Raw genomic sequence first — 25,038 nt, 5'->3', positions numbered from 1 at the left:
TCCTTACTAGGCCAAGGGATCAGTAACGTTTTTTTTATGGAATGGAGTTGAAATCATGTTTGCTATCATCATGCACCATACGCATGGACGCGCACGGTGGGCCTTTTTCCTCGCACCACTGATCATGCTCGGCGAAGTGAGCTGTGACTTGCAACAGCCAACGTTAATGTCACAGATCATTGATATTGGCTTGGCGCACGGCGACGGGCAATATGTCTTACATCACGCGTTGCTGATGTTGATGTTTGCCATACTGGGGTTAGCATGCGGCGCCACTTGTGGCACGTTAGGCAGTTATGCGTCATTGAAAATGGGTGAATCACTGCGTTCAGAAATGTTGCAAATCGCCTTATCAACGCGGGATGCTGCTGGGTTGAAGCCAGCAACATTGATCACCCGCATCACCAATGACGTCACCCAAATGCAAAATTTGGTGATGATGGTGACACGCGGCATGGTCCGGGCCCCGATGCTACTGCTTGGTGGGATCGTGATGTCGACGATCGTCTGCCCCAACCTCGCCCCGATTTTATTTGTGATCATGCCGATCTTGGTGATTTTTATATTGATCGTGATGCGGCGTTCGCTGCCGTTGTACACCAACATGCAAGCAGCCGTTGATCGCGTCAACCGCGGAATGCGGGAAAACTTGCAAGGCGCCAAAACCATTAAGTCCTATGTATTGGAAGATCATCAATTCGCACTATTTAAACAAGCCAATCTTAACTTGCAAACTACTAGCGTCCAGGCCGCGATGGCGACAGTCACTTTAGCCCCAGTGATTCAATTACTGTTAAACCTCGGGGTGGTGATCGCGTTGAGCTATGGCGGGAGCTTGGCGATCCATGGGTCGATTTCTGATGGGCAGATCATCGCTTTTGTCAATTACATGATCCAAATCACCACAGCAATGATTCAAACTGCCAACATCATCACCGCTTTCTCCCGAGCGATCACCAGTGCCGCTCGCGTGCAAGCAGTCCTTGATGAAAAACCGAGCGACGCCATGGCTACAGCGCTTCGCCCTAAAGCTAGCGAGATTCAATTTGATCATGTGACTTTCGGCTTTGATCAAAGCACCCCAATTTTAAATGACGTTTCATTCACCGTTGCTGATGGCCACAGTTTAGGGATCGTCGGGCCAACTGGGGCTGGGAAAACAACGTTGATCAACTTGCTGACCCGCAGTTTTGATGATTACGATGGCACGATTCGCATCGGCGGTGTTGATATTCAACAGTTACCGCTTGAAGCGGTCCATGACAAGGTGAAAGTGGCACTTCAAGATGCGATTTTATTTGCTGGCACCATTGCTTCAAACTTGAGCTTTGGGGGCGCCGCATCCCCTCAAGCATTACAAACAGCTGCAGAAATGGCGGCTGCCACTGAATTCATCGACCCCTTGCCGCAACAATTCGAGGCGCCTGTGGAACAGCGCGGGAAGAATTTCTCCGGCGGCCAACGTCAACGGTTGAACTTAGCGCGGGCGTTCACCAATGATCCTGACATTGTGGTGTTAGACGACGCCACCAGTGCCGTGGATCAAAACACCAACGCCCAGATCAAAGCACGATTAGCCCAGGCCCGACAACATCAAACCACTGTGATCATTTCCCAGCGGGTGACCAATGTCATCGATTGTGATGAGATCATTGTTTTAGAAGCAGGGAAAATCACCGCCCGAGGCGATTCGGATACTGTTTACCAAACGTCACCATTTTATCGGCAATTAGTCGATACCCAACTAGGAGGTGGCCGCCATGCAAATGAATAGACCGCGTCGCAACATCCACCGAGAAAAAGTCGCAGTCGGCGATTGGCAAACTACTGTTAAACGATTATGGCAATACTTAGCAGCTAGTCGAAAAAATTTAGTGATCGTCTTTTTCCTCACCTTGATCACCACTGCAGTCACCATCGTCGGCACTCGCATTAACGGGATCGTCATCGACCGCTACATCACCCATCACCAATTGCAAACATTGTTGCTGGTGTGCGCGATCATGGCAGGCGTGTATGTAATTGCCAGCGTCGCCGTGTATTTTCAAAATAGCTTAATGATCACTGTCGCCCAAAACACTAGCGCCACCATTCGCCAAGATGTGTTTGAAAACTTGCAGCATCAGCCGATGCGCTATTTTGACACCCATGACAACGGCGATGTGATGAGTCGGTTGACCAATGATGTCGACAATATCAACAGTGCTTTGATGCAAACGTTCGTGCAACTGTTCACTGGGATCATTTCGATCATTGGCATGGGCGCCGCAATGATTTGGTTGTCACCAGTGCTGTTTGCTATCACGTTGTTAGCGACTGTCGCGACTTATTTATTCTCTCGCGGCGTCGCTCGCCTCACCCAACGTGCGTTTATGACCCAACAAACTGCCTTAGGGAGCCTCAATACCCAAATTGAAGAATCGGTGTCTGGCAAACAAGTGGTGCAACTGTTCAATCACTTAGACGCGACCCAACAAAATTTTGACGTCACCAACCGCCAGTACACCCATGCCGCCTTTATTGCTCAGGCACTGTCAAGTATCATCGGACCATTCAACAACATGACCAATAATGTCGCTTATGTGTTGATCACTGCGGTTGGTGCGGCGTCGATCCTTGGCCATGTTGGGAGTATCACAGTCGGGGTGATTTTCACCTTTTTGATTTATTTACGGAATTTTACAGGACCGATCAATAACTTATTGGATCTGATCAACACCTTACAGCTATCGTTGGTATCTGCGCAGCGGGTGTTTGAATTGATCGATGCGCCGCGGGAAGTTGATTTACCAGATGCGGTGGCAGTCACGCATACTGAAGGCGCTGTGGCGTTTGATCACGTCAGCTTTGCTTATGAAGATACACGAATGATCTTGCATGATATCGACTTGCAAGCAACGCCTGGTGCAGTGGTCGCCCTTGTTGGCCCAACTGGTGCCGGGAAAACGACCATCATGAATTTATTAACCAACTTGTATCCCTTGGCACAAGGACGCGTCTTACTTGATGATCGCGACGTCACCACCATTAAACGCGCCAACTTGCGGCATTTGATCACCGTGGTGCAACAAGAGTCTTACTTGTTTAGCTTATCGATTCGCGAGAATATTCGCTTAGGGCGGCCAGATGCGCCTGATGTCGAAGTCGAACAAGCCGCGATTGCAGCCAATGCCCACACCTTCATCACCCAACTGCCTGATGGGTACGACACGATGTTATCAGAAAATGCCAGTGCTTTATCGATCGGCCAGCGTCAATTGTTAAGCATTGCACGCGCCTTCGTCACCCAAGCGCCGATTTTAGTGTTAGATGAAGCAACAGCTGCCATCGACTCCAACACTGAAGCGTTGATCCATGTCGCCATGAGCAAGTTGATGCAAGGGAAAACCAGCTTTGTGATTGCGCATCGGTTGTCGACGATTCAAGCAGCAGATTTGATTTTAGTGATCGATCAAGGTCGCGTCGTGGAACGCGGGACGCATCAAGAATTATTAGCGAAAAATGGCTTTTATGCGAAACTGTATAATGCACAATTTGACAATTAATCGCAAAATCGCGCCACCTTCAGCTGAAAGGTAGCGCGATTTTTAAAAGGCAACGGCAAACGTGCCAAATCATGTAAGCGGTGTTATGCTTAAAGGACTTAGAGTTCTTCCCAGGTGGCTGGGTCTTGGCCTTTGTTGCGGCCGTCAGGTTTGGTCAGCGTGGCGATCGTCGCCATTTCCGCATCACTTAACTCAAAGTCGAAGACATCGAGGTTTTCACGTTGGCGACTGAGGTGGGCAGACTTCGGGATCGTCATCACCCCAAGTTGTAAGTCCCACCGTAAGATCACTTGACTGACTGATTTGCCATGGTGTTGGGCGATGGCTTGCAAACTCGGCTCTTGCAACACGGCATTGGCGCGACCTAAAGGACTCCAAGCTGCAGTTAACACATGGCGTTTGGCGTCGGCGACGCGTTGAGTCGCTTGATTGAAGTAAGGATGCAACTCGATTTGATTGAGCACCGGCATCACGCCAGTTTCGCGGTAAAGGCGATCGAGATGTTCCGGCAAAAAGTTGCACACCCCGATACTTTGAACCAAACCAAATTTCTGTGCCGCGATCAAAGCTTGCCACGCTTCCACATATTCATCGCGCATGGGATTTGGCCAGTGGAGCAAATAAAGATCAAAGTGGTCTAAGCCACTGCGAAATAAACTTTCTTGCAAATGGTCGATCGCATCTTGATAGTGGTAATAACGCCCTGGCAACTTGGACACCACGGTTAAGTCGTCGCGCGTCACCGAAGCTCGGCGAATGGCTTCACCGACGACGCCTTCGTTTTCATAATTATAAGCGGTGTCGATCAAACGATACCCAGCATCAATGGCGCTTTGGATGGCGCGAACGCCTTGGATCCCATTGAGTTTGTAAGTCCCAAAGCCTAATGCTGGGACTGAATGACCATCGCTGAGTTGATAATTGAACATGTGCGCCTCCTGCGTCAAAACAATTTCTTCTTCAGCTTAAAACCAGATTTTTGACCTGTCAAATCGAAAGGTAGATGCTTATGACAAACATCTTTGAATTAAATCAGATCAACCTCACCATCGACGATAAACCTTTATTGCAAGACATCAACTTAACGGTCCCAACTGGCGCCTACCTCACCCTCACCGGTCCTTCAGGCTCTGGGAAAAGCACACTGTTGCGAGTGCTGGCGACGTTGATGACGCCGACCAGTGGCACCATCGCTTTCAACGGCAAACCGCAAGCCGACTACTTAAAAACCGACTATCGCAAACTGGTATCTTATTGTTTTCAACAGCCAAGTTTGTTTGGTGATACAGTCCGTGATAACTTGGCATTTCCTTTTGACATTCGCAAAATTGATTTTGACTCGGCGCAAGCGATCACCGCATTGCAAAGTGTTGATTTACCTGAAACCATGCTCGATGCCAAGATCACCAGCTTAAGTGGTGGGGAAAAACAACGTGTCGCGTTGATCCGCAACTTATTGTTCCCACCGCAAGTTTTGTTGCTTGATGAAGTCACCACTGGCCTTGACCCTGACACCAAAGCAATCGTTCACCAATTGATCGAAAGTCATCACCATCAAGGCATCACGGTGATTGCCGTCACCCACGATGAAACTGAAGTCGCCCAAGCCTCAACTTTATTGCGGCTGGTCGCTGGTCGCTTGGAGGAAACTGCAAATGCAAAATAACTTAATTGTCTCCCCAACTGCCTTAACCCTAGCTGTGGTGTTGGTGATGATTGCCTTGGCCATCAACTTCAAAGAAAAAATTGGGTTACAACGTGACTTAGTGATCGGGGTTGTCCGCGCCGTCATTCAACTCACCGTCGTCGGTTACGTTTTAACTTACATTATTCGCGTCGACCGTTTGTGGTTAACGGCGTTGATGGTGGCCATTATTATCGGCAACGCTGCCGTCAACGCGCGAGGACGCGCTAACGGCATCCCCCACGCAGGCGTCATTTCGTTGATTGCGATCACCACAGCGACGTTGCTCACGCTAGGCTTTTTGTTGATCGCCCATGCCATCGCCTTTATTCCCAGTCAAGTGGTGCCGATCACTGGGATGATCGCCAGCAACGTCATGGTGGCCATCGGTTTGTGTTATCGGCAACTTAACGCCGGCTTTCACGACCAGCGCCAAGCGATCCTTGAACGTTTAGCTTTAGGCGCTGATCAAAAACAAGCCGCCATCACCATTGTGCGCTCGGCGATTCGCACTGGGATGGCGCCGACCATCGACTCGGCCAAAACAGTGGGCTTGGTCAGCTTGCCTGGGATGATGAGTGGGTTGATCTTCGCCGGGGTCGATCCTACTAAAGCAATCATGTATCAAATTATGGTGACGTTCATGTTACTTGGGGCCACCAGCTTAGGCAGCGTGATCGCTGGCTACTTAGCTTATCCACAATTTTTCAACAGCGATTTCCAACTGCGATAACGCAAATGCCGCCATCCTTGATTCAGGAATGGCGGCATTTTCAATTATAGCGACAACACCAAGTTATACCACACTTCACCAGCATGACTGGACTCAGAAACCCCTTCATTCACATAACCGTTGGCTTCGTAAAATGGTACCAATCGCTTCAAACAAGTCAACGTGATGGCTTGGCGACGTTGATTAGTGGCCACTGATCGCAGTTGGGTCAACAACTGTGACCCTAAGCCGCGATGTTGGGCAACAGGCGCAACGGCTAAGCTGAGCACCGATTGAAAGTTAGCGTCAGCGGCATTGGGTCGTGCGTCAACAAACAAGTCATCAGCTAAATAACGCTGATCGATCGCAGGACCGACAATGTAGCCAAGCAACTGCCCGGCTTCGACAGCAACGATAAACGTATCCGGATAATTTGCGATCCGTGCTTGCATCGCTTCTTGCGTGGCCGCCTCATCAAGGGTGAAGCCGGCGTGTTCGATCACCATAATGGCATCGAGGTCGTCTCTTTGGGCTTGGCGAAATTGAATCATTCAATAGCACTTCCTATGATAGTCTCTTCACATTGTAGCACTAAGGATTCTGCACGGCGATGCCGATCAATCCAGGTCCAGTGTGCACGCCAATGGCTGGAGACACCGAACCAGTAAATTCAACGCGGCGACCAGTGGCTTCAATTTGGGCGGTGACGGCATGCAATAACTCAAAGTTTGCACCATGCGCCACGGCGATCGTCGCCTGCGGGCCAGCAGTCGCTAAAGCGATATCGATGAGCTTTTGGACGGCTTTTTTCTCTGAGCGGACTTTGGCAACGGCAATGATCTCACCGTTATCGTCAACAGATAACAGCGGCTTGATGTTCAAGACACTGCCTAAGGTCCCAGCCACTTTGCCGATGCGGCCGCCTGCTTGTAAATAAGTGAGACTGGGAATATACAGCCACACACCAGAATGTTGAATCGCGTGTTGAACGGACCCGATCACATCAGGAAATTCACGACCGGCAGTGATCAAATTCGACGCATAAGTCACCAACAACCCACTGCCGATGCCAGCACTTTTGGTGTCTAACACCATCACGTCACCAGCTTTAAATTCTTGTGCCGCCAACCGCATGCCTTGATAAGTCGCAGACAAACTGCCAGAAATCGCCAAAGCTAATATTTTAGTGTAACCTGCGGCGAATAGATCTTGTAAGTGCGCCGCGACTACTGCCGGAGATGGACTGGCAGTTTGCGGTAAGTTGTCAGGCGTTAAATGCGCGTAAAATTCATCTGGCGTGAGGTCGACGCCATCTAAATAATCCACCCCATTTTGTCTGACGTTTAACGCGACGACAGCAAGATTTGAATGGCTTGCGATCACAGTTTGTGGGACATCACAGCCAGAGTCGACTAAAACGGCGATTTTTTCTGTCATGGAGAGCCTCCTGATTGCATTTTTCCTGATAATACCGATTTTTGACAAATTTGTAAATGGGGTAAACTAAGTTTTATCGACGACGCACTAAAAAACGCCAGTGATCACTCACCGACGTTTAACGATTATTTGAGTTTCAACAAAGCCGCTTGACTGATGTCATTGGCTTGCACTTCATGATAGCCGGTCACATAAGCCCCTTTGGCTTTCAGGGCTAAGTAATGATCAAGTTTGAACTGCTTCATCCCAGTAAATTCGATCGGTCGCGTGTGACCTTCAGCGTCAACGGCAGTTTGTTTGTAAACTGGGGTGCCGTAACTATCTTGAGAATCTGGTTTGGTGGTTTTGACGTAAATTGTTTTTTCTTGAACTAGCGGATTGAGGGAATCCACCACTGCTGCGACTTGGCTGCTACTATTCGCGGTGGCGACTTTTGCGCCAAACAATCCTGCAACCACCAGTACCGCTACTGTGGCCAAACCAATTAAAAGCTTCTTCATTATTCTTTGCCTCCAAGCAATTGATGTATTCAGCATACCGTGGATTGCTTGTGAGGTCTTGCGCTAAGCGATGGATTTTCAATTCGGACTTGAGACCGAAAAAATACCCCGACAATAAGCCGAGGTGATTGCTTTAGTTTCGTGCATTTAAGATCATGTCATTGGCAAATTTGCCGATGTCATCCCCGCACACTGCGAGGACATCTTGGCCATCTGCGGCACTAGTTTGAAACAATTCCAACAATTGATCCAACACGGCATCAGTATCATGTGGGACATATGGTGCCACTTTGAACGCATAGTTTTGAATCGCGTCAAAAACGATCACATAATCTTTGGGCAAGGCTTTAACTTGTTGGCGAAAGGCTAACCAGGCTTTTTTATCGGAAATCACACTCATGGCTTACCTCCCAAGTTTTTGATGGACGCGGGCATTGAGCTGGGCGCCCATTTTCTCTAACAACAATGGAATCCCGTTGGCTTGTGCCGATTGCGTGGCAAAGCTGACCGGATCAGTCCCTAGGGCTGCTTCAATCGACAACCCGTCACCAGCCGCTTCTTCTAAATAATCGACGATGCCAGCAAACACTGGCATTAAATCGCGGCCGGTAAAGCTGGCAGACACATTCATGCCACTCATTAGCGCCGTTAACATTTGCCCCCAAGCTTCAGAGTAGCCTGCAGGCAGCTGGTCAACGCGTTTGGTGTAGGCTTTAAGATCTGCTGACATATCATTGCCAGTGATCGTATTCCAAAAACTTACCATGTTAAGCCTTCCTCAATTGGGTCATTTTCCCAGAGAGAAAATCCCACTTCGCCCAAAAGTTCGTCAAATAATCTTCCCCTGCCGCATTCAACGTGTAGAACTTTCGCTGCGGGCCAAGATTGGACTTGCGCCGCTCAACATCAAGCAACCCTTGTTTCTCCAGTCGCAACAACACGGTGTACACAGTGCCTTCAACAATGTCTTCTAATCCGAGATCTTGCAAATATTTCGTGATCTCATAGCCATAAGTTTCGCCTTGGGCAATGTGTTGTAACACGATGCCTTCTAAAGCGCCTTTTAATAATTCAGTTAAGCCTTCCATTTCCTGCTCCTTAGTGTTGCTAAGTACATCTCAATATTATGGCTAGGTACCTCTTTTGTCAATCCTGTTGGGCCCACATTTGTTTGAGATAATCACGGTAGCCTTCGCGAAAAGATGTTGGCCCGATTACTTTCAAGTTAATGCCACATTGGGCTAAAAAACGATAAGTATCTGCGTTGTCACCAACTGGCAACACGGCATCAAAGTCTGCCTCGCGATTGGCTGTGATCACTTGTTGGCCAAAATGTTCGACCACAAAACTGCGGCATGCTTGTAACCCAGTAACGTGAACCGCTACCCGCTCGCCGTTGCCGCCACCGCCTTGCCAACCAAGTGGCACATTAGTCCGCGGCGTGAAGCTCGCTTCTGGTTTAAGCGTCGTCATCCGCGACAAGCGAAAGGTGCGATAAGCTTGTCGTTCAGTGGCGTACCCCACCAAATACCAACTGGTGTTACGCCACAGCAATTGATAAGGCTCCACTAAGCGACTAGTGGCGACACCGTTTCTGTCGTAATATCCAAAGGCCACCAGGTGATGATCACGGATCGCTTGTTGCAAGGTTTGCACCACTTGGGCTAAGTTCTTGGCGCCATTGAAGTCGATGGCCAAACTCCCAGTTTGATCGCTAGGCAATAAACCAGAGACTTTAGTCAACGTTGCGGCGACATCAGGATCCACCAACAGCGCATCCAGGCCTTGCACCGCAGTGAGAATATTTTGCAAGTCTTCAACCGTTAACAACCGTTTATCGAATTTGTATGTATCCAGCAAGCGAAAGCCGCCGTTGACGCCACGGGTGGCGACGACTGGAATATGGGCACTGGATAAATGATCCATGTCCCGCATGATTGTGCGTTTGGTGACATGAAATAATTCCGCAAAAGTTTGCGCGGAAATGGTATCTTGCGCCAGTAACATCATGACGATGGTGATCAGGCGATAAGTTTGCATATTTTTTCGACTTTCTTTTGGAATGATGACAGCTAGTTGTCACCTTTTCATCAGTATACTCGCTATATCATCTAAATGGAGGCAACAATTCATGCAAATTCAACATTTTGGTACTGTCACCCTCGCCGTCACCGACAATTTAGTCGGCTTACCACTTCCAGAAGCGCTTGCTACCTTATCCAAGGCCAAACTCGTGGCTGCCCGCAACGCTGAATTCACTTATCATGCCATCAATGCCAACGTCGACGGCCAACAACACTATTTTGTGGAAACTGGCGATGATCATGCTACTTACACCTTACCAGCAGGTGATTACGCGACGTTTGAAATGACTCGCGCGAATCGCTTGGCGTTAGATCAATTCATCGGCCAAAGTTATGGGAAAATTGCCGCTGCTGGGTATCGACCAGCTGGTAACTACAACTTGGAAACTTTAAGTGACGCCATGTTTACCGTCCAGATCCCAGTCGTGAAAGCTTAAAACCTCAAATATAGTAGGTCACTTGCCAAGGTACCTGCTATTTTTTCTGTAAATCGTTTGCATCTATCTAATTAATTGTGCAACCCCGAATCCATACCACCAAAATATTGTGGATGCAAGACTAACATCTACAAGATTTTGTGGCATAATGGTTTTTGCAATTATCATTTAGGGGGCAACATTGATGAACGATTCACAAAACTACTTCACATGGCTTTTCAACCAATTAAAAGGCTGGCCACAACAAAATTATTACTTGTTCTACTTCGCTTTAGGCGCGCAATTGATGACCTTAGTCAACGCGCCGATCACGCCTGTGGCTGTGATCACCTTCTTTGGGACGATGATCGGGGTATTATGTGTCTTAGCGATCAACGCCACCAAAGCCGTTAACGGCTGGTTAGGCTTGATCTCTGCTGCTTGCTTTATTTTTGTGGGCTTTACGGCTAAGAACTACTTATCCATTTTCGAACAAATTGCCTATGTCATCACTTTGGATCTGCCAGTGTTAATTTCTGTGCGCACTTGGAACGACGACACCGCCAACAACCTCAAGCGCTTTGCGGCTAAACAATGGGTCATCTCCATTGCCTTCACCTTAGTCGTTTGGGCGGTATCTGCCGTACTCATCGGCAAGTTCACCAACGACCCTCGCCCAATTTTTGATGGGATGGCGTTTGCGATTTCCTTAACTGGTGGGATCGTGTGCTTCTTGCGTTACAACAACCAATACTTCTGGTGGTTATTCTCTGGGATCGCGCAATTGGTTTTATGGGCCATCACCTTTGCCCAAGGCGATGCATCGTTGGCCATGGCGATCAACTCCTCCATTTATGTCATCAACGACATTTTAGCCTTCACGGTCAGCCCTTGGTTTAACACCGGCCGCCGCAAGTTAGGGTTGAAGGAAATCCGCTAAGATAGTACCATATAAAATTGGCGTCACATTTGGCGAGCAGCTTTGCTCGTCTTTTGTGTTGTAAAAAGACAAACAGATGAAAGAAGTATAATCCATGATTTATATTCTCGGCTCCATCGGCGCTGGTAAAACCTCGCTGACTCGTATCTTGTCCAAAGACCTGCAAGCGCCTGCTTATTATGAAGACGTCGAAGGCAACGGGATGATCGCCAACATGCTCAACAAATTCTACGCAGCTGGCGCAGACAGTCGTAAAACCACTGCCACGATTTTGCAAATCGCCTTTTTGACGTTCCGTTACCAACAACTCAAAAAAGCCCTCGTTCAAGACAACGCTGTGATGGATTCGAGTTTGGAATCTGACTTTGTCATGGCTAAGCAACTTCACGACAACGGCGAAATCGATGACATTGACTACAATGTTTACGTCACCTTGTCTCAAGAAATGCAAGCCAACGTCAATGGCTCACCATTCAACGGTTTGCCAGATTTAGCGGTTTACTTAAAAATCGACCCAGAACACGAAATCGACGAGATCCAATCTCGCGGTCGTGAAATGGAAGACATTCGCCAAAAACCAGAACTTGTCGACTACTACCACCGCGTTAACCACGCTTACCGCGACTGGTCCAAAGGCTACACCCGCTCAACGATGATGACCATCAACCGCGACGACTTAGATTTCGTCAACGACAAAGCCGATCGCAATGCGGTGCTTGATGCCATCGAATCCAAGTTGGTCGAACTGGGTAAGCTCTCCCCTGAACGCTTTGAAGAAATCAAAGCGGCTCGCGCCTAAATAAATCGATACACGCCTCAGAATCCGCATTCTGAGGCGTTTTTGTGTGTCGGGGAGATTAAAAAACGCCTACCGATTCATCGATAGGCGTGAAAGGTCATCATTAAGTAAGGCCTAGTCCCAAAAAACTAGGGTAAAACTAACGTCACCACGGGCACTTCGGGGGCTGCGCCACAGCACCAAGTTCACTGTGGGTAATGGTAGCACTTTGGATCCGCGTTGCACATGATCTGATCGATCAAACGAACGTCGAAGCGCACATCCACAACCTGAGGCCAACAGAGCTTTGCAAAGTTGAAGACCATCCATTTGGGGAGCAACACAACGAAATTGTTTCAATTGATCGAGTCAGCGGTGACTCACTTTGGCCGCAATAGAAAATTGATCGGCAGAACTTTGGCATACCGATAGACTAGCCCGCGGGGAGCAGTGCGTGCGTTCCAGCCGCCACACGTCACTTTGAAACCATGAGTCTGAAACTTTGCCAGGTTGACCCATACCATGTCTTGAAGCCGTACCCTTAACATGGCATCGACATTTTAGCAAGCGCTATCACAAATGTCAAGCGTTTGGCGCAAGTTTTTTTCGCCATTAAAAACAGTACCTATTGCGCAAGCACCCCATGCACCACCATCACTTCCCCATCTTCATCTGGGGCTTCTAGCCAATGAAATTCTGCGGGTTTCATGACAATGGCTTGACCTGGGACCAACGTGGTTTCCTCGTCATCAGTGTGGAAGGTGATCTTGCCTTTAATGGCGACGACAGTGACGGTCATGAGTGAGCGATGGCGTTTAATTTCTGTGCCTTTAGGGATCACCAAGCGGACAATACTTAAATGTCGCTGGGATAACATGCGATCTGGGCCTTGGGTAACCGACTCGTCAGGATTTAAAATTTGCATGAACAGGACCAACTTTCTTAGATTAAGGTCATTATACGCCGAAACAACAGACTTGCGAGCGTTGGCTCCCCATCCCCCGCCCAAACAAAAAAACGAATATCGCTATTCGTTTTGATCAAGATATTTAGCAGCTAACGCCCGCCACCGTCAACCCTTGATGAAAGGCTGCCAATACCTCTGAGCCATTGGCAATCCGCAAACCGTCATCGAAGCGATGGGCATTGTCTTTTAAGCGGATCAGATGGTCGACAAAGTCTAATTGCAAGCCATCTTCTAAGAACAACAAGTCGTAATCAGAACTCCACAACTTCAAACCAGCCGCATTTTCTAACGCCACAGGGTAATCGGCATCAGGTCGGTCGACTTCGATCAAGGTGAATTTCGACCCGATGGTACAAGCGCCACCTTGCAGCGAATATTTGCCACCACCATCATCGGCGATCAAAATCAAATCTTTGTCGGCTAACCCTTTATCTTGGATCAATTGCACGAATGCATCAGTTAAGGTAATTTTCATCTGCGTGCCTCCTTATTTTTAATTAGTATCGCATGCGTCACCACATTTTACAATCGTCACCAGCCAACTCGACAGTCCCACAACAGAAACACAGCACAAAAAAACAAGCCGTCACCAGACGACTTGTCTCATCAATTATTTAATGGCTTCAGCCACTGCCGCATTGACGCTGTCAGCTTCAGCGTTGATCAACGCGACGCGACCAGCAATCACTGAAGTATCCATGTCGATTTCACGGGTTAAGCTGGCGTCGGCGCGTTTCGGAGCAAAGAATTCAGTGAATTCATCTAACCGCGCTTGGGTGTGGAAGACCCGCGAGATCACGGTGATGTAAGTTGGGAATTCCATATCACCACCAACTGTGTCATTCAACCAGTCCCAGCTGTTGCGGAACCAATCCCAAGCTGCTTGTTGACCGGCAGGATTGGCTAAGACGCCTGCAAACCAAGCGCGCAAGTCTTGCGGCTTAACCGTATCAGCATCTTGGAAGGCTTTAACGATCGTCGTAATTTGCCCAGCATCCTTCGTCTTGGTCAACGCTTGGGCTAAGTCGCGGCGATATGAGGCATCAGCAGTGGTGCGATAGTCGTTGAGCAATTGGTTAAAGACTGTAGCAGTCCCGAAGTTTTGCATTTCATTACTTAAAATGAACACTCGAACATCAGCAGGTAAGTTGATCAAGTCACCAACATGGGCTTCATATTGTTCATGCGCAGCCAGTTGGGCCTTAGGATCTTGACTGTACAATGCCGCACTCAATACATATGGACGAGCTAACGTGTCGTCGTTAGAGTCAGTGTCGCGAGGCAGCCAACCTAACGCCGACAAGTTAGCTGCAGACAATTGACCATACAAGGTTTGCAACGCTTTTTCTGAATCAGAATCTGGCGTGGTGAACTTCTTTAAGTTGCCAGCCAAGCTGTAAAGCGCCATGTTGACCAGGTTTGAGCGGCTGTTGGCAAATTGTTTGAGCAATGGCACGACAGCAGCATAGGTCAATTGTTGCCCTTCTGATAACAAACGTAAGTCTTGCAAGGTTTGCATTTGAGTGATCGGATCAAGGCTTGCGACGTCTTTGAGCAAGTCCGCCATCAAGGTGTTATCATATTTCACGATAAAATGCGATTCGTTGCCGTCGTTCAACCGCAAGGCATGCCCAGCTTTGGCGCGTAAGGCAGCGTAATCCCCAAGATCTAAGGTCGTGGTGGTCATTAACTTAGGGGCATCAAAGTTTGCTTTCAATGGAATTTGCCATTCGCGGCCTTGAGGGGTATTTTCACCGATGAAGAATTGTTGTTGCTTGAGTTGCAAGTGACCGTCAACGACTGAGGCGTCAACCACAGGATAGCCTGGTTGTTGCAGCCAACCATTCATCACCGCACCGACATCGATGCCAGAAGCTTCCCCTAACGCGGCCCATAAGTCAGCGCCAGTGGCATTGCCATATTGATGCGCGGCAAAGTATGCTTTCAAGCCTTTACGTAAGGCGTCGTCGCCAATCAAGGCGCGCACCATGACTAACATCCGAGAGCCTTTGGCGTAAACGATCGCACCGTCAAACAAGCTGATGATCTCAGCTGGGTCGTTGACGTCAACGTGAACAGATTGCACGCCGTCAGTGGCATCGCGTTGCAAGGCGGCAGTGGCTTCGTCAGTTTGGAAGACTTCCCAAATGTGCCAATCTGGCTCAAGAGCGTCAACCGCCACATATTCCATCATGTTGGCAAATGATTCGTTTAACCACAGATCATCCCACCACTTCATTGTCACCAAATCGCCGAACCATTGATGGGCGAGTTCATGCGCAACGACAGTGGCAACCCGTTGCTTCATTTCCAAAGAAGTGTTGGCTGGGTCAACGGTCAAATAAGCTTCACGATACGTCACCAAGCCCCAGTTTTCCATGGCGCCAGCGGAGAAGTCTGGCAACGCCAATTGATAAGAATGTGGGAGCGGATATGGGGTTTGATAAAAGTCTTCATAAAATTCGATACTGCGCTTGGCAATGTCCAAGGCAAAATCCAATTCGTTAGCGGCATGGGCTTTGGTGGCAAAAACACCGATCTCAACGCCAGACTTGGTGTGGGTGAGCTTCTTTTGCATGTCACCAAAGGCAAAGGCGACTAAATAGGTGGACATTTTCACCGTGGTGTCAAAATAATGCACGCCGTTTTCGACTTTGACTTCTGGCATGTTGGCAATGATGGTTTCGCCTGGTTGTTCGTCGAACTTCACCGCCACATCAAAAGTGGCTTTGGCTTCTGGTTCGTCGATCGAAGGGAACGCTTGGCGAGCCGCGGTGGTTTCAAACTGGGTGCCGATCAATTCTTTGCGGACGCCGTCAACATTGTAATAGGAAGGATAGATCCCCATCATCGTGTCTGTGAGCTTTGCGGCATAGGTGATCGCAAGCGTGGTATCACCTGCTTGTGGCAAGTCGATGTGGATGCATTCGGCGTCATCGTCAACGGTGAACCCTACAGCTTTGCCATCAGCTTCAACGGCTTCAATGTCTAAGAATTTCTGGTGAATGGCGATGCGTTGGGCCGCAGCGTGGCCAGTGATCTCAGTGTGGCCGTTAATGGTTTTAGCGGCACGGTTGATGTCTAAATAAACATTGTAATGCGAAGGTTGGAATGTTTCGTATAAGTGAACTAGTTTTGCCATTAGGAATCCTCCCATTTTTTAAAATCTCATGAAACCTATTATACCCCTCTCAGAAAAAAACGGCGACTACTCATAGTAGTCACCGTTGCGGCATGGTTTGACCGTTGATCGTGATGGTATTGCGGCCAGCGCGTTTGGAATTGTATAAATATTGATCGGCACGGTTGTAAACATCCAAATAATTCTGATCATCTGAATGGGAGCGGTCTTCGCCTAAACTGACGCTGATTTGAAATTGTTGCCCCGCATCTGAGGTGAACTGCAAGTCCCCAAGTTCATCATGGATGCGCCAAGCGATGGTTTGCGCCAAGCTGAAACTCGGGACCACTTCAGGAATGATCATGGTGAATTCTTCCCCGCCAGTGCGATAACAACGCGCATGTTTAAATGGCAAGTGATTGGCGACCACTTCCATGCGAGTGGCGACGGCTTCTAGGACTTGGTTGCCCATTAAATGGCCATAGCGGTCATTGATCGACTTGAAGTGATCGATATCAAAAGTGAACAAGGCAAACGGTTTGCCGCTGAGTTGGCTTTGATGATAAGTCGTCAACAAGTCTTCGTTGAACACCCGGAAGTTGTTGAGTTGGGTCAATTCATCGATATGGGCTTCAGCTTGAAGTAATTTCGTTTTCGCCCGGGTGCGTTTAATGCCATAGTGAACTTGCCACAGCAGCCAATCGATCACTAAGCACGAGGCGATCTCCCACACCCAACCCACATCGATGCCGCGCAACGACACGTAATTCATGATGATAAAAGGTGCCGCAAACACTAACGAAAACGGTAAGTAGCGCCTTTTAAGCCGACCGATTGGCGTGGCAAAGCGTTGCGCCAGATACATCAGCACTAACGTCACCGCGTAATACCAAGGCCACTGCGCCGTGTGCGGCAACCACCAATACCATACCAACAAAACGGCGGCCATACTGAACAGTACTGAGCGATGTTTATCCGTCAACAACGCATACATCACTGTGGCGATTTGGAAATTCAAATAAGTCCAGCCGACGCCGATGGCATTATGGGCGGCTGCCATCGCAAAAATCGACGCGAAGTGAAACAGCAGCAAAAAGGCGATGGTCATCGTCACCAAATAGGCTTGGCGGAAGCGCCGATGTTGTTTGGATTGCAATTTCACTTGCATCAGCCATTCATATAAAATCGCAAAGCCGACTAACACCAACAAATTAGTCAAAAATGTGGTGATTCGCAATCCCCAAGCGACCATCAGCACCCCTCCTTTCGCAAATTCACCTCCAGCATAACATATGTTCAAAAAAATGGTTTCAAAAATCCAAAATTTGAGTAATTTGGACACTTGTCTAAGGCGATGATTGCGTTTACACTAAAGGTATTCACGTTTAGAAAGAAGACCCTCATGACGCCTTATGCTATTTTTATGGACATCGACGGCACTTTAGTCGATCACTCCCAAATTCCGACTCAAGCCACTGTTGACGCGATCGCCAAATTCCGCAAAGCTGGGAATTTATTTTTCATTGCTTCTGGTCGCCCGTTGTTTTCAGCACGGGTGATGGCCGACCGCATCGGCCCCAACCTCAATGTGATCTGCTCGAATGGTTCTGTCACCGCAGTTGATCAACAAGTCGACAACATTCATTTGACCTCGGCTGCGTTGCGTGGGATCTACGACATCGCAATGAAATACGAGATCCGGACCCATTTTTTCACCAAAGAATCGGTGATTTTCCTCGATCAAGCCAGTGAACCGATTTCTCGTGACGCCAAAAACCGCATCGCCGGCGAAGACCCAAGCAAAAATCGCCGGGTCCATTCGGTAGAAGAACTCGTTGCGCTAGCCCCTGAGATCACTAACGGCATCAGTATTTCTGCTGACGAACCACGCCGCCTGCAAGCCAAAGCGGAAATGGCAAAGCTTGCTGACATCGATGTGTCGTCCAGCGGTTTTGATAATATTGAAATCACCGCCAAAGGCATCAACAAAGCTTGGGCGATCAAACATGTTTGTGAAAAACTCGGCATCCCCATGACGCACACCATGGCCTTTGGCGACGGCGACAACGACTTGCAAATGTTGACGACGGTGCATTACGGCGTGGCAATGGGCAATGCCAACGAACGCGTCAAAGCGGCGGTGCACCACTTCACCACTGATATTCACCATGACGGCGTGGCACATTACTTGCATCATTTCTTTGATTAGATAGGCGAAAGGCTCAGTTCTCGAATTGGAGAGCTGAGCCTTTTTGCGTATGCTGAATGCTGTGCAGCGTGAACTTTGAATGCTCAAGTGGTCTTAGTCTGAGTAAATGTAATCAACTGCAGATTGGATATCAGTTTTCCGGGCGGTTTCGAAGTCACTTGAGGAATTAGCATCACGAGCAATAAAAATAGAGTTGTCATCATCGTCAAATTGATTCTTCCAATCGAATAACAGCCCGTTGTAGGTAAATTGATTCCAATCATGCTCTGGCGTATCAGTTGGTGTCTGGTTAATTTGATAATTGGTTTCGATAAGTTGATGTTTTGCTTTAAAGAGCAGCCCCAACTGATGTGTCTCTGGATTGATCAACATCACTGCATCTTTGAAAGTGAAGTCATCGTCGTAGACTGTATGAAACTGATACGCAAAAGTATACTTTTCAGATAGTTGTTTTGACAGTTGCTGCTTTGGTGAAATTTTTTTCGATGAGGTTTGCTTCGTCGAACTTTTTTTGGTTGACGATGTCGACGTCGAACTTGAAGAATCAGTGTCGGTTTGTTTCTGAATTGAGGTACAGCCAATTAATAGGAAGATGACGCTCAAGCTGAGCAAACTTAGCAATGCAGAGGTAGCTTTTTTCACTTTCAAAGTTGATTCCTCCAAAATATTGTTTCACTTTTACTGTTGATTAGTCGATCACATAATCGGAAATATTCACGTGTTTCGTCACCAGCTTCTGGGAATAAAACTCATCGGCGATGGCTTGTTGTTCTTTGACGTTGGCGGACGTCACCGCACCCATGGAAAAGCTGCGGCGGTCGAGCATTTTGTTGACGACTGAGGCTTTAAGCTTTAACGTCGTCACCAACATTTTCGACAAGGCTGCTTGATGGGTGTTCGCCCAATCCATATCCGTAGACAAGGCTTTGGTCAACGTCTTCGACAACGCTTTGTGTTTCGTCGCAAACTTGCGGGTGCTTAACAAGTAGTCGCGATTTTTCGCCAGTCCGGTGTCATCGACTAGCAACTTTGCGCCGCCGGTGACTTCTGCAGTGGCAGAATACGGATCCCAAGTTGCCCAAGCATCGATGGTGCCTTTAGCAAAGGCCACTGCCGCGGCGTTTTGGTCCATGTCCACCAGCGTCACGTCTTTAGTCGACAAACCTGCTTTTTGCAACGCCATTAACACCATGTACTGAGAGCTGGTGCCTTTGGTGTAGGCGATGCGTTTGCCTTTCAAATCTGCCAAACTGTTGATCGACCCAGACTTTTTCACTTCGATGCCCGAGCCATGAACTTTATCTGCACCAGCTGCCACATACACGAAGTCCATGCCGTTAGCTTGCGCGGCAACTGGCGGCACATCCCCGGCGCGGGCGTAATCGATGTTGCCTGCATTCAACGCGGTATTCAATGCGGCGCCGCTTTGAAATTCTTTGAAGGTCACTTTATAGCCGGCTTTTTTCAAGGTTTTGGCCAAAACGCCATGTTGCCGAGAGATATCGACAGGATCGGCTTTTTGGTAACCAATTATCACTGGCGTCAACTGTTTGCTGGCAGTATCTTTCACCCCGTATGTTTCGTGGTAGCCATAAGCCGCACCAGCGACGGCGCCGATCATCAATAACCAAAACAGCCCAATTTTAAATTTCCGGTTCATCGCCTGAACGCTCCTTTTTGTATGCGTCTGCTTGTTCCGTCCACAACCGCCGGTCAGCTTCAGAAATCACCCGCAACACTCTGGCAGGATTGCCAACAGCGACGACGTTGTCTGGTAAGTCATGAGTCACCACAGACCCGGCGCCGACCACCGTGTTCGACCCGATCGTCACCCCAGGTAACACCGTGACGTTGCCGCCGAGCCAAGTGTTGTCACCGATCACTATCGGTCGCGCAAATTCTAACATCGACACCCGCACTGCCGCATCGATAGGATGACCTGCCGTCAACAAGTTTACCCGAGGACCGATTTTGACATTGTTACCAATGGTGATCCAGTTGGTGTCGAGGAACACGGCGTCAACATTACAATAGAAGTTGCGCCCGACTTTGATGTGGGTGCCGTAATCCACTTGAAACGGTGGTTGCACATACACATCCCTTGCCCCAAAAATTTGGGCTTCCAGTCGCGTGATCTCAGACAACTGATCTGCATGCAGCGCATTGATTTGCTGGACTAATAATTTCCCTGGCCACTCGCGGTGATCGGCGTTAATTTTTTCGGTGATATATAATTGGCCCCGCTAACATGCGATCATATTCTGGGTCTTGTGACATGCGGTCTCCTTCGTGATATAAACAAAATTATTTTATCACAAGGGTACAATTAATTGCTTAAACAAAACGCTTTCACAATTTTAATTGTCGTGGTATCGTCAAGGTAGTTTCCTTTGGAGGTACCAGAAATGACAGATAAACCAGTAATTCCCAACTTGACGTCAGCGCTGCGGTCCAACATTGTTGAATCCCCTGACGTCATTCGCAAAGCTAGCGGCATCCGGCTATTTGGCAAGCGGATCAAAACCATTGTCTATTCCACTGACGTTGCGGTGATCGCCAACTGCGATGCCGATGCGATCCTAGCAGTGTATCCTTGGACGCCCAGCACCCGCATCCTCGATGCCATCAGCAAAGTCGCCAATGTCCCGATTTTAGCAGGTGTCGGCGGCGGCTTGACCAAAGGCTTACGCGCGGCGACTGTCGCACGGTTCGCTGAAGAAAACGGCGGATCTGCCGTGGTGTTGAATGCGCCGACCAGTTTAGAAACTTTGCATTCTGTGCGGCGGATGGTGGATATTCCGATTTTTTACACGGTGGTGAATGAAACGACGGACTTAGAAGCTTACATCGACGCCGGCGTCAACGCGTTGAACATCGCTGGCGGCCGCGACACCGCCAAACTTGTCGCTTGGGCACGGGAACAACTCAACGACACTCACCCGAACTTCCCGATCATTGCTTCCGGCGGGAAAACTGACGAACAGATCTTAGACACGATCCACGCAGGCGCGAATGCCATCACCTACACCGCGTATGGCATGACGGAAAAAACCTTCCATGAGAAAATGGCGAAGTACCGCGAACAACAAAGCTGACGCAAATGCCCGACAACCGATAACGGTCGCCGGGCATTTTTGACGCCACCGCAAAAAAGACGCCTGATCTCTCAGCCGTCTTCGTTAACTTTCAGCCCCTTGCGCATTCCGCGACAACGGCTCTGGTTTCCCAAAGTAATACCCTTGGACAAACCGCACCCCAAATTCTTGGGCCATGGCCACATCAGCCTCAGTTTCCACGCCTTCCAAAACAAATTGCAAATGATTGTCTGCTGCGACTTGCCGCCAAAAGCTGATGCGTTCAAGCAACTCCCCGTCGTCATTGTTGCGCCGCAAGTTTTGGATCGCAAACTTCACGCCATCGACATATGCCAAGCGCGTACGCACCAGCTCATAAGAGTTGTCTGACCCGACATCATCGAGATAAATTTTGATCCCGCGATCGCGATATAACGCCGAAATATGCCGCATCAATGGCGCTGACACCACATCAGTGACTTCCACATTCAACTCCACTGGGCCGTCAGGGGCTTCCGCGATGGCACCAAGAGCTGCTGCCATTTCTTCATCTTTGAACTGTGCCGCAGTCAAATTCACATTGAAGCGGTGAAAATCAGTTTGCGCCATCGCTTGCCGCAACAATCGTGCGATTTCCACCGGCGGCAATTCAAATTCATCTGGCAACACATAGCGACCAAGTCCCGTGTCAAAACGCCGCAACAACAGCTCATGCAACACTCGTGTATGATCGCCGGCAAGCGAATAGACCCCTTGGGCAAAGTAGCGATATTGGGAATAATCTTTTGGCATCGCCACCACCGGGGTGATCACTTCTGAATCGATGGTGATCAAGTCCCGGCCGTTGCGCTTTGATTTATACACCGCATCATCGGCGCGACGATAGACATCATCGATGGTGTGATCGGTTGATCGCATCGCCGTGACCCCAATGGACATGGTGACATTCATCGCGCGATGGTTATAAACATATTCATGCGTCCGCACTGCCTGGGCGACATGTCGCAATGCCCCAGTCGCCGCATGGACATCGGCGTCTGGAAAGACAATGTTCAACTCTTCGCCATTGGTCCGGAAAGTCAGCGCGTTGACTGCCGCTTGTTTCAACGCCGCTTGAATCGTATCTGACACCGCCAACAACACTGCGTTGCCGGCTAAGTGGCCATAGCGCGCATTGATTTGTTTAAAATGATCCAGATCTAAACTCGCCAACGTCAATTGTGAATGTTGCGATTGCGCCGCTGCAAATAAATCAGCGACTTGGGCTTGTTGATGAAGCGCCGCATCAGACGACAATTTACCATTGTAATTGGCGATGCGATCAAGTTCGGCATGTTCAGCGTCATCACGCAAAACGCGCGACCATGACCCTAACGTCACCGCCGCCATTGCCGCATACATCACCGTGGCCCACAAGCGGTCTTGGGCCATCACCGTCAACATGGACGCACGCGTCGGGATCGTGAACCAAAACGCCGCTGCCAAGATGATCGAGAACACTTCCCCCATACCAAGATTTGCCAACATTTTTTTGGGATAGGCGCACACGCCGATCAAAATGATCAACGTCACTGCTGCCGCCAATAACACAGTCGGTGTAGTCAAAGCGCCAGCATGATGTCCGCCCCACATTAATGCCAAACACGCCAATTGAAAGCCTGACTCCCACTTTGAGAAGCCATCAAAGAAAAATGGCGTCAACAACACAAATAAGGCGACGTTGTGATAAAACTAACTCGTCTGGCTCAACATATACATGCTGGCAAGATAGTGGATGCCCAGTCCCACCACCACGCTTAACGCATTGATGCGCAAGTGCAACCAAAACCCACCGCGCGCGACCATTTGCGCGTGCAGCCGATGAAAGAAGAACATATACCCCACCGCAAAGAAAGTCGCCAACACGGTGTGAATCAAATATTGCCCTGACTGCGTCATACTAAACGTCATAGTGCGCTCCCAAGCGAGAAAAACTCGTTTTCACTATTTATTAAATATATTATCAGTTTACACGAACGTTCGGTTATTGTAAACCAAAGTGTTAGCCAATTATTTGTAAAAGGCTAGATTTTTGGCAACCGGTTTCAAAAGACGACAAAAAAGTGATTCACCTAGGCGAATCACCTCTGGGCACACCAAATCCACGAAACAGTATTCTATTTCGTGGATCTGCGGCTTCAATAACGATTCAATTACGTGTTTGCGGTTCAAAACAATACCAAGGACGTTGCTGCGGGCCTTGGCTTCTTAGGCCTCAACCACGTTAGTCGCTAATCGGCTTTGCACTGCCTTTCGCAAACAGACGTCGCCTTGCTTCCCACGTCACCGTGAGGACATTACTCCCGGCTGTAACTGATTTGAGTCCACCATAGGGAGACCCTGCTTTGCCGGCACGTTGAAACTGGAGATCTAGCAGCGCTCGACAGTTAAGCCCAGATGCTACGGGATAGTCTCCGAAAGTTTAGCGGGCACTTCCACCCGTCGCGAAGTCGTACGAGTGACCTGCGCTCAGCCACCCACTCCTCATAGAATTCGCAAATATGATAACGCCTTCATTTCGGGATGTCAAGTATTTTTGACGAGTACTTTTTGTGTATTTTTGACGCTTTTAATTTTGAACAGCAACGACGATTTTGAAGGGTGTTTCATGCTTGAAATTTGTCAATTTGAGGAAATGCCACCACAATTAAGTCAGGAGGTGACACTATGTTAACTCACAGCAGTCGAAAATTTCAGATCCGTGCCGTCACTGCAGGCACTGCGCGGTTGACCTTCTTGACGCTTGATGGCCATTTTTTTACGATGGATGCGATATTTGCCGGTGCTAATCGCTTTGCTCGCGCCGGCCACCATGAACAACTTGGGTGGCCACCAGGATTGATTTTTGCCGAGTATGGTCCGGCCTTCACGAAGCATTCTGGCAGCTTAGGTTATGCCAAACCTGTCAGTTTCAAAGGTCACATCATGTCGGCCAACTTGATCAACACCCCTGAAGATCACCTCGCTGCCGAACGTTTGCTTCAACGATTCATCGGCGAAGAGATCAACTCATTTCGACGGTGGCTCAAGACTCGCGACCACCCGCAACGTGCAGACTGGCCGCAACAAGTGCGTCAATTAGAACAACTCCTAAACGCCTTCAGCAATCACAAAATGACTTATGATGACGTGCTGCAAGCATTCATTAGCCGCTTTGATCAAGGCAGCGCCCGCCAGCAAGTTCGTCTGCACAAACGCGTTCAATACGCGCGAGAGATTCATGATCGCTATGTCAAAGCCCTTAACGCACGGTTGCCAGTTGCCATTTTGCTCATCAATATCCAAAACGTCGAACACTACAATTATAGCGACGACCGCGACTTGTTGTTCAACACCGAAAAAGTTGACGCAGACCTACGCAAAACTGGCGACTTATTGTCTGTGATGTTCACCCGCGTCAACCAGCAAAAGGCGCAATTCAAACGCGACGGCATTCCCTTCTACCAACCAGAGTGGCTGGCGACGCAACATGCGCGCGATCAACCGATTTGGGACCCGCAACAACTCGACGCCTATCATTTAAAGGAGTGAG

27 protein-coding genes are annotated in these 25,038 nt (G+C 48.8%); 10 read left to right on the top strand and 17 right to left on the bottom strand.

What is annotated here, in order from left to right; all coding sequences use genetic code 11:
- Positions 1-55 precede the first annotated feature (55 nt).
- Positions 56-1,774, top strand: coding sequence for an ABC transporter ATP-binding protein (locus EKM92_RS11715; RefSeq protein WP_125711011.1), 1,719 nt, complete (start codon positions 56-58; stop codon positions 1,772-1,774).
- A complete protein-coding gene (locus EKM92_RS11710; protein WP_420812592.1) occupies positions 1,752-3,545 on the top strand; it encodes an ABC transporter ATP-binding protein in 1,794 nt (597 codons plus the stop codon). The genes EKM92_RS11715 and EKM92_RS11710 overlap by 23 nt, the downstream gene beginning before the upstream one ends.
- A 98-nt stretch (positions 3,546-3,643) precedes the next feature.
- On the opposite strand, the gene EKM92_RS11705 is transcribed toward EKM92_RS11710, so the two are convergent.
- A complete protein-coding gene (locus tag EKM92_RS11705) occupies positions 3,644-4,474 on the bottom strand; it encodes an aldo/keto reductase (RefSeq protein WP_125711008.1) in 831 nt (276 codons plus the stop codon).
- 80 nt (positions 4,475-4,554) lie between these two features.
- Between EKM92_RS11705 and EKM92_RS11700 the strand changes: the two genes are divergently transcribed.
- Both EKM92_RS11700 and EKM92_RS11695 read left to right on the top strand, forming a co-directional pair.
- Positions 4,555-5,211 carry an ABC transporter ATP-binding protein gene (locus EKM92_RS11700; RefSeq protein ID WP_125711005.1) on the top strand — a complete coding sequence of 219 codons (657 nt, stop codon included), beginning with the start codon at positions 4,555-4,557 and terminating at the stop codon, positions 5,209-5,211.
- On the top strand, positions 5,201-5,962 hold the full coding sequence (locus EKM92_RS11695; protein WP_125711003.1) for an ABC transporter permease: 762 nt from the start codon (positions 5,201-5,203) through the stop codon (positions 5,960-5,962). Before EKM92_RS11700 ends, EKM92_RS11695 begins: the two co-directional genes overlap by 11 nt.
- A 44-nt stretch (positions 5,963-6,006) precedes the next feature.
- Here EKM92_RS11695 and EKM92_RS11690 read toward each other — a convergent pair whose 3' ends face one another.
- The 7 genes from EKM92_RS11690 to EKM92_RS11660 all read right to left on the bottom strand — a co-directional run bounded on the left by EKM92_RS11690 (position 6,007) and on the right by EKM92_RS11660 (position 9,918).
- Positions 6,007-6,492, bottom strand: coding sequence for a GNAT family N-acetyltransferase (locus EKM92_RS11690; protein ID WP_125711001.1), 486 nt, complete (start codon positions 6,490-6,492; stop codon positions 6,007-6,009).
- A 40-nt stretch (positions 6,493-6,532) separates the two neighbouring features.
- Entirely contained in the window at positions 6,533-7,378 is an 846-nt protein-coding gene (locus EKM92_RS11685; RefSeq protein ID WP_125710999.1) for a DegV family protein, read from the bottom strand.
- 125 nt (positions 7,379-7,503) lie between these two features.
- Entirely contained in the window at positions 7,504-7,878 is a 375-nt protein-coding gene (locus tag EKM92_RS11680; protein ID WP_164509990.1) for a YxeA family protein, read from the bottom strand.
- A gap of 133 nt (positions 7,879-8,011) precedes the next feature.
- Complete coding sequence (locus tag EKM92_RS11675; protein ID WP_125710995.1) at positions 8,012-8,278, bottom strand: DUF1048 domain-containing protein; 267 nt, start codon at positions 8,276-8,278, stop codon at positions 8,012-8,014.
- Positions 8,279-8,281: 3 nt separating this feature from the next.
- The gene (locus EKM92_RS11670; protein ID WP_125710993.1) at positions 8,282-8,644 is read right to left on the bottom strand and encodes a DUF1048 domain-containing protein; all 363 of its coding nucleotides are present in this window, start codon (positions 8,642-8,644) and stop codon (positions 8,282-8,284) included.
- Between the two features lies 1 nt (position 8,645).
- Positions 8,646-8,966 carry a PadR family transcriptional regulator gene (locus EKM92_RS11665; protein ID WP_125710992.1) on the bottom strand — a complete coding sequence of 107 codons (321 nt, stop codon included), beginning with the start codon at positions 8,964-8,966 and terminating at the stop codon, positions 8,646-8,648.
- 58 nt (positions 8,967-9,024) lie between these two features.
- Positions 9,025-9,918, bottom strand: a complete 894-nt coding sequence (locus tag EKM92_RS11660) for a helix-turn-helix transcriptional regulator (RefSeq protein ID WP_125710990.1) — start codon at positions 9,916-9,918, stop codon at positions 9,025-9,027.
- A 91-nt stretch (positions 9,919-10,009) separates the two neighbouring features.
- Between EKM92_RS11660 and EKM92_RS11655 the strand changes: the two genes are divergently transcribed.
- From EKM92_RS11655 to EKM92_RS11645, 3 genes are all read left to right on the top strand, one after another.
- Entirely contained in the window at positions 10,010-10,399 is a 390-nt protein-coding gene (locus EKM92_RS11655; protein WP_125710987.1) for a hypothetical protein, read from the top strand.
- Positions 10,400-10,583: 184 nt separating this feature from the next.
- Positions 10,584-11,318, top strand: coding sequence for a nicotinamide riboside transporter PnuC (gene pnuC, locus EKM92_RS11650; RefSeq protein WP_125710985.1), 735 nt, complete (start codon positions 10,584-10,586; stop codon positions 11,316-11,318).
- Between the two features lie 94 nt (positions 11,319-11,412).
- The gene (locus EKM92_RS11645; protein ID WP_125710983.1) at positions 11,413-12,117 is read left to right on the top strand and encodes a deoxynucleoside kinase; all 705 of its coding nucleotides are present in this window, start codon (positions 11,413-11,415) and stop codon (positions 12,115-12,117) included.
- A gap of 604 nt (positions 12,118-12,721) precedes the next feature.
- Here EKM92_RS11645 and EKM92_RS11640 read toward each other — a convergent pair.
- The 4 genes from EKM92_RS11640 to EKM92_RS11625 form a co-directional block, all read right to left on the bottom strand.
- Positions 12,722-13,021 carry a cupin domain-containing protein gene (locus EKM92_RS11640; protein WP_125710981.1) on the bottom strand — a complete coding sequence of 100 codons (300 nt, stop codon included), beginning with the start codon at positions 13,019-13,021 and terminating at the stop codon, positions 12,722-12,724.
- 124 nt (positions 13,022-13,145) lie between these two features.
- Complete coding sequence (locus EKM92_RS11635; RefSeq protein WP_125710979.1) at positions 13,146-13,538, bottom strand: iron-sulfur cluster biosynthesis family protein; 393 nt, start codon at positions 13,536-13,538, stop codon at positions 13,146-13,148.
- 135 nt (positions 13,539-13,673) lie between these two features.
- Complete coding sequence (locus EKM92_RS11630) at positions 13,674-16,205, bottom strand: M1 family metallopeptidase (protein WP_125710977.1); 2,532 nt, start codon at positions 16,203-16,205, stop codon at positions 13,674-13,676.
- A 79-nt stretch (positions 16,206-16,284) separates the two neighbouring features.
- Positions 16,285-17,436, bottom strand: coding sequence for a GGDEF domain-containing protein (locus EKM92_RS11625; RefSeq protein WP_125710975.1), 1,152 nt, complete (start codon positions 17,434-17,436; stop codon positions 16,285-16,287).
- Between the two features lie 150 nt (positions 17,437-17,586).
- Here EKM92_RS11625 and EKM92_RS11620 point away from each other — a divergent pair, with 150 nt between their 5' ends.
- Positions 17,587-18,393, top strand: coding sequence for an HAD family hydrolase (locus EKM92_RS11620; RefSeq protein WP_164509989.1), 807 nt, complete (start codon positions 17,587-17,589; stop codon positions 18,391-18,393).
- Between the two features lie 93 nt (positions 18,394-18,486).
- On the opposite strand, the gene EKM92_RS11615 is transcribed toward EKM92_RS11620, so the two are convergent.
- Genes EKM92_RS11615 through EKM92_RS13850 form a run of 3 tightly spaced genes read right to left on the bottom strand, consistent with a single transcriptional unit; the run spans position 18,487 to position 20,537 of the window.
- The gene (locus EKM92_RS11615; RefSeq protein WP_125710971.1) at positions 18,487-19,041 is read right to left on the bottom strand and encodes a hypothetical protein; all 555 of its coding nucleotides are present in this window, start codon (positions 19,039-19,041) and stop codon (positions 18,487-18,489) included.
- Positions 19,042-19,081: 40 nt separating this feature from the next.
- Positions 19,082-20,053 carry an aliphatic sulfonate ABC transporter substrate-binding protein gene (locus EKM92_RS11610; RefSeq protein ID WP_125710969.1) on the bottom strand — a complete coding sequence of 324 codons (972 nt, stop codon included), beginning with the start codon at positions 20,051-20,053 and terminating at the stop codon, positions 19,082-19,084.
- A complete protein-coding gene (locus tag EKM92_RS13850; protein WP_275937827.1) occupies positions 20,037-20,537 on the bottom strand; it encodes a sugar O-acetyltransferase in 501 nt (166 codons plus the stop codon). The genes EKM92_RS11610 and EKM92_RS13850 overlap by 17 nt, the downstream gene beginning before the upstream one ends.
- Before the next feature lie 261 nt (positions 20,538-20,798).
- Between EKM92_RS13850 and EKM92_RS11600 the strand changes: the two genes are divergently transcribed.
- Positions 20,799-21,488 (top strand): beta/alpha barrel domain-containing protein, encoded by a 690-nt coding sequence (locus EKM92_RS11600; RefSeq protein ID WP_125710967.1) that lies wholly within the window; start codon positions 20,799-20,801, stop codon positions 21,486-21,488.
- Positions 21,489-21,572: 84 nt separating this feature from the next.
- Here the strand turns inward: EKM92_RS11600 and EKM92_RS11595 are convergent, their stop codons facing one another.
- Both EKM92_RS11595 and EKM92_RS11590 read right to left on the bottom strand, forming a co-directional pair.
- Positions 21,573-23,117, bottom strand: a complete 1,545-nt coding sequence (locus tag EKM92_RS11595; protein ID WP_125710965.1) for a GGDEF domain-containing protein — start codon at positions 23,115-23,117, stop codon at positions 21,573-21,575.
- A gap of 81 nt (positions 23,118-23,198) precedes the next feature.
- On the bottom strand, positions 23,199-23,417 hold the full coding sequence (locus EKM92_RS11590; RefSeq protein ID WP_125710963.1) for a hypothetical protein: 219 nt from the start codon (positions 23,415-23,417) through the stop codon (positions 23,199-23,201).
- Between the two features lie 756 nt (positions 23,418-24,173).
- Here EKM92_RS11590 and EKM92_RS11585 point away from each other — a divergent pair.
- A complete protein-coding gene (locus EKM92_RS11585; protein ID WP_125710961.1) occupies positions 24,174-25,037 on the top strand; it encodes a hypothetical protein in 864 nt (287 codons plus the stop codon).
- Position 25,038: the final 1 nt, after the last annotated feature.

Origin of the sequence: Lacticaseibacillus porcinae (assembly GCF_003946305.1) — a bacterium.
Classification (GTDB): domain Bacteria; phylum Bacillota; class Bacilli; order Lactobacillales; family Lactobacillaceae; genus Lacticaseibacillus; species Lacticaseibacillus porcinae.
Note: the sequence above shows the minus strand (reverse complement) of the source record. Positions and strands in the feature narration are given on the sequence as shown.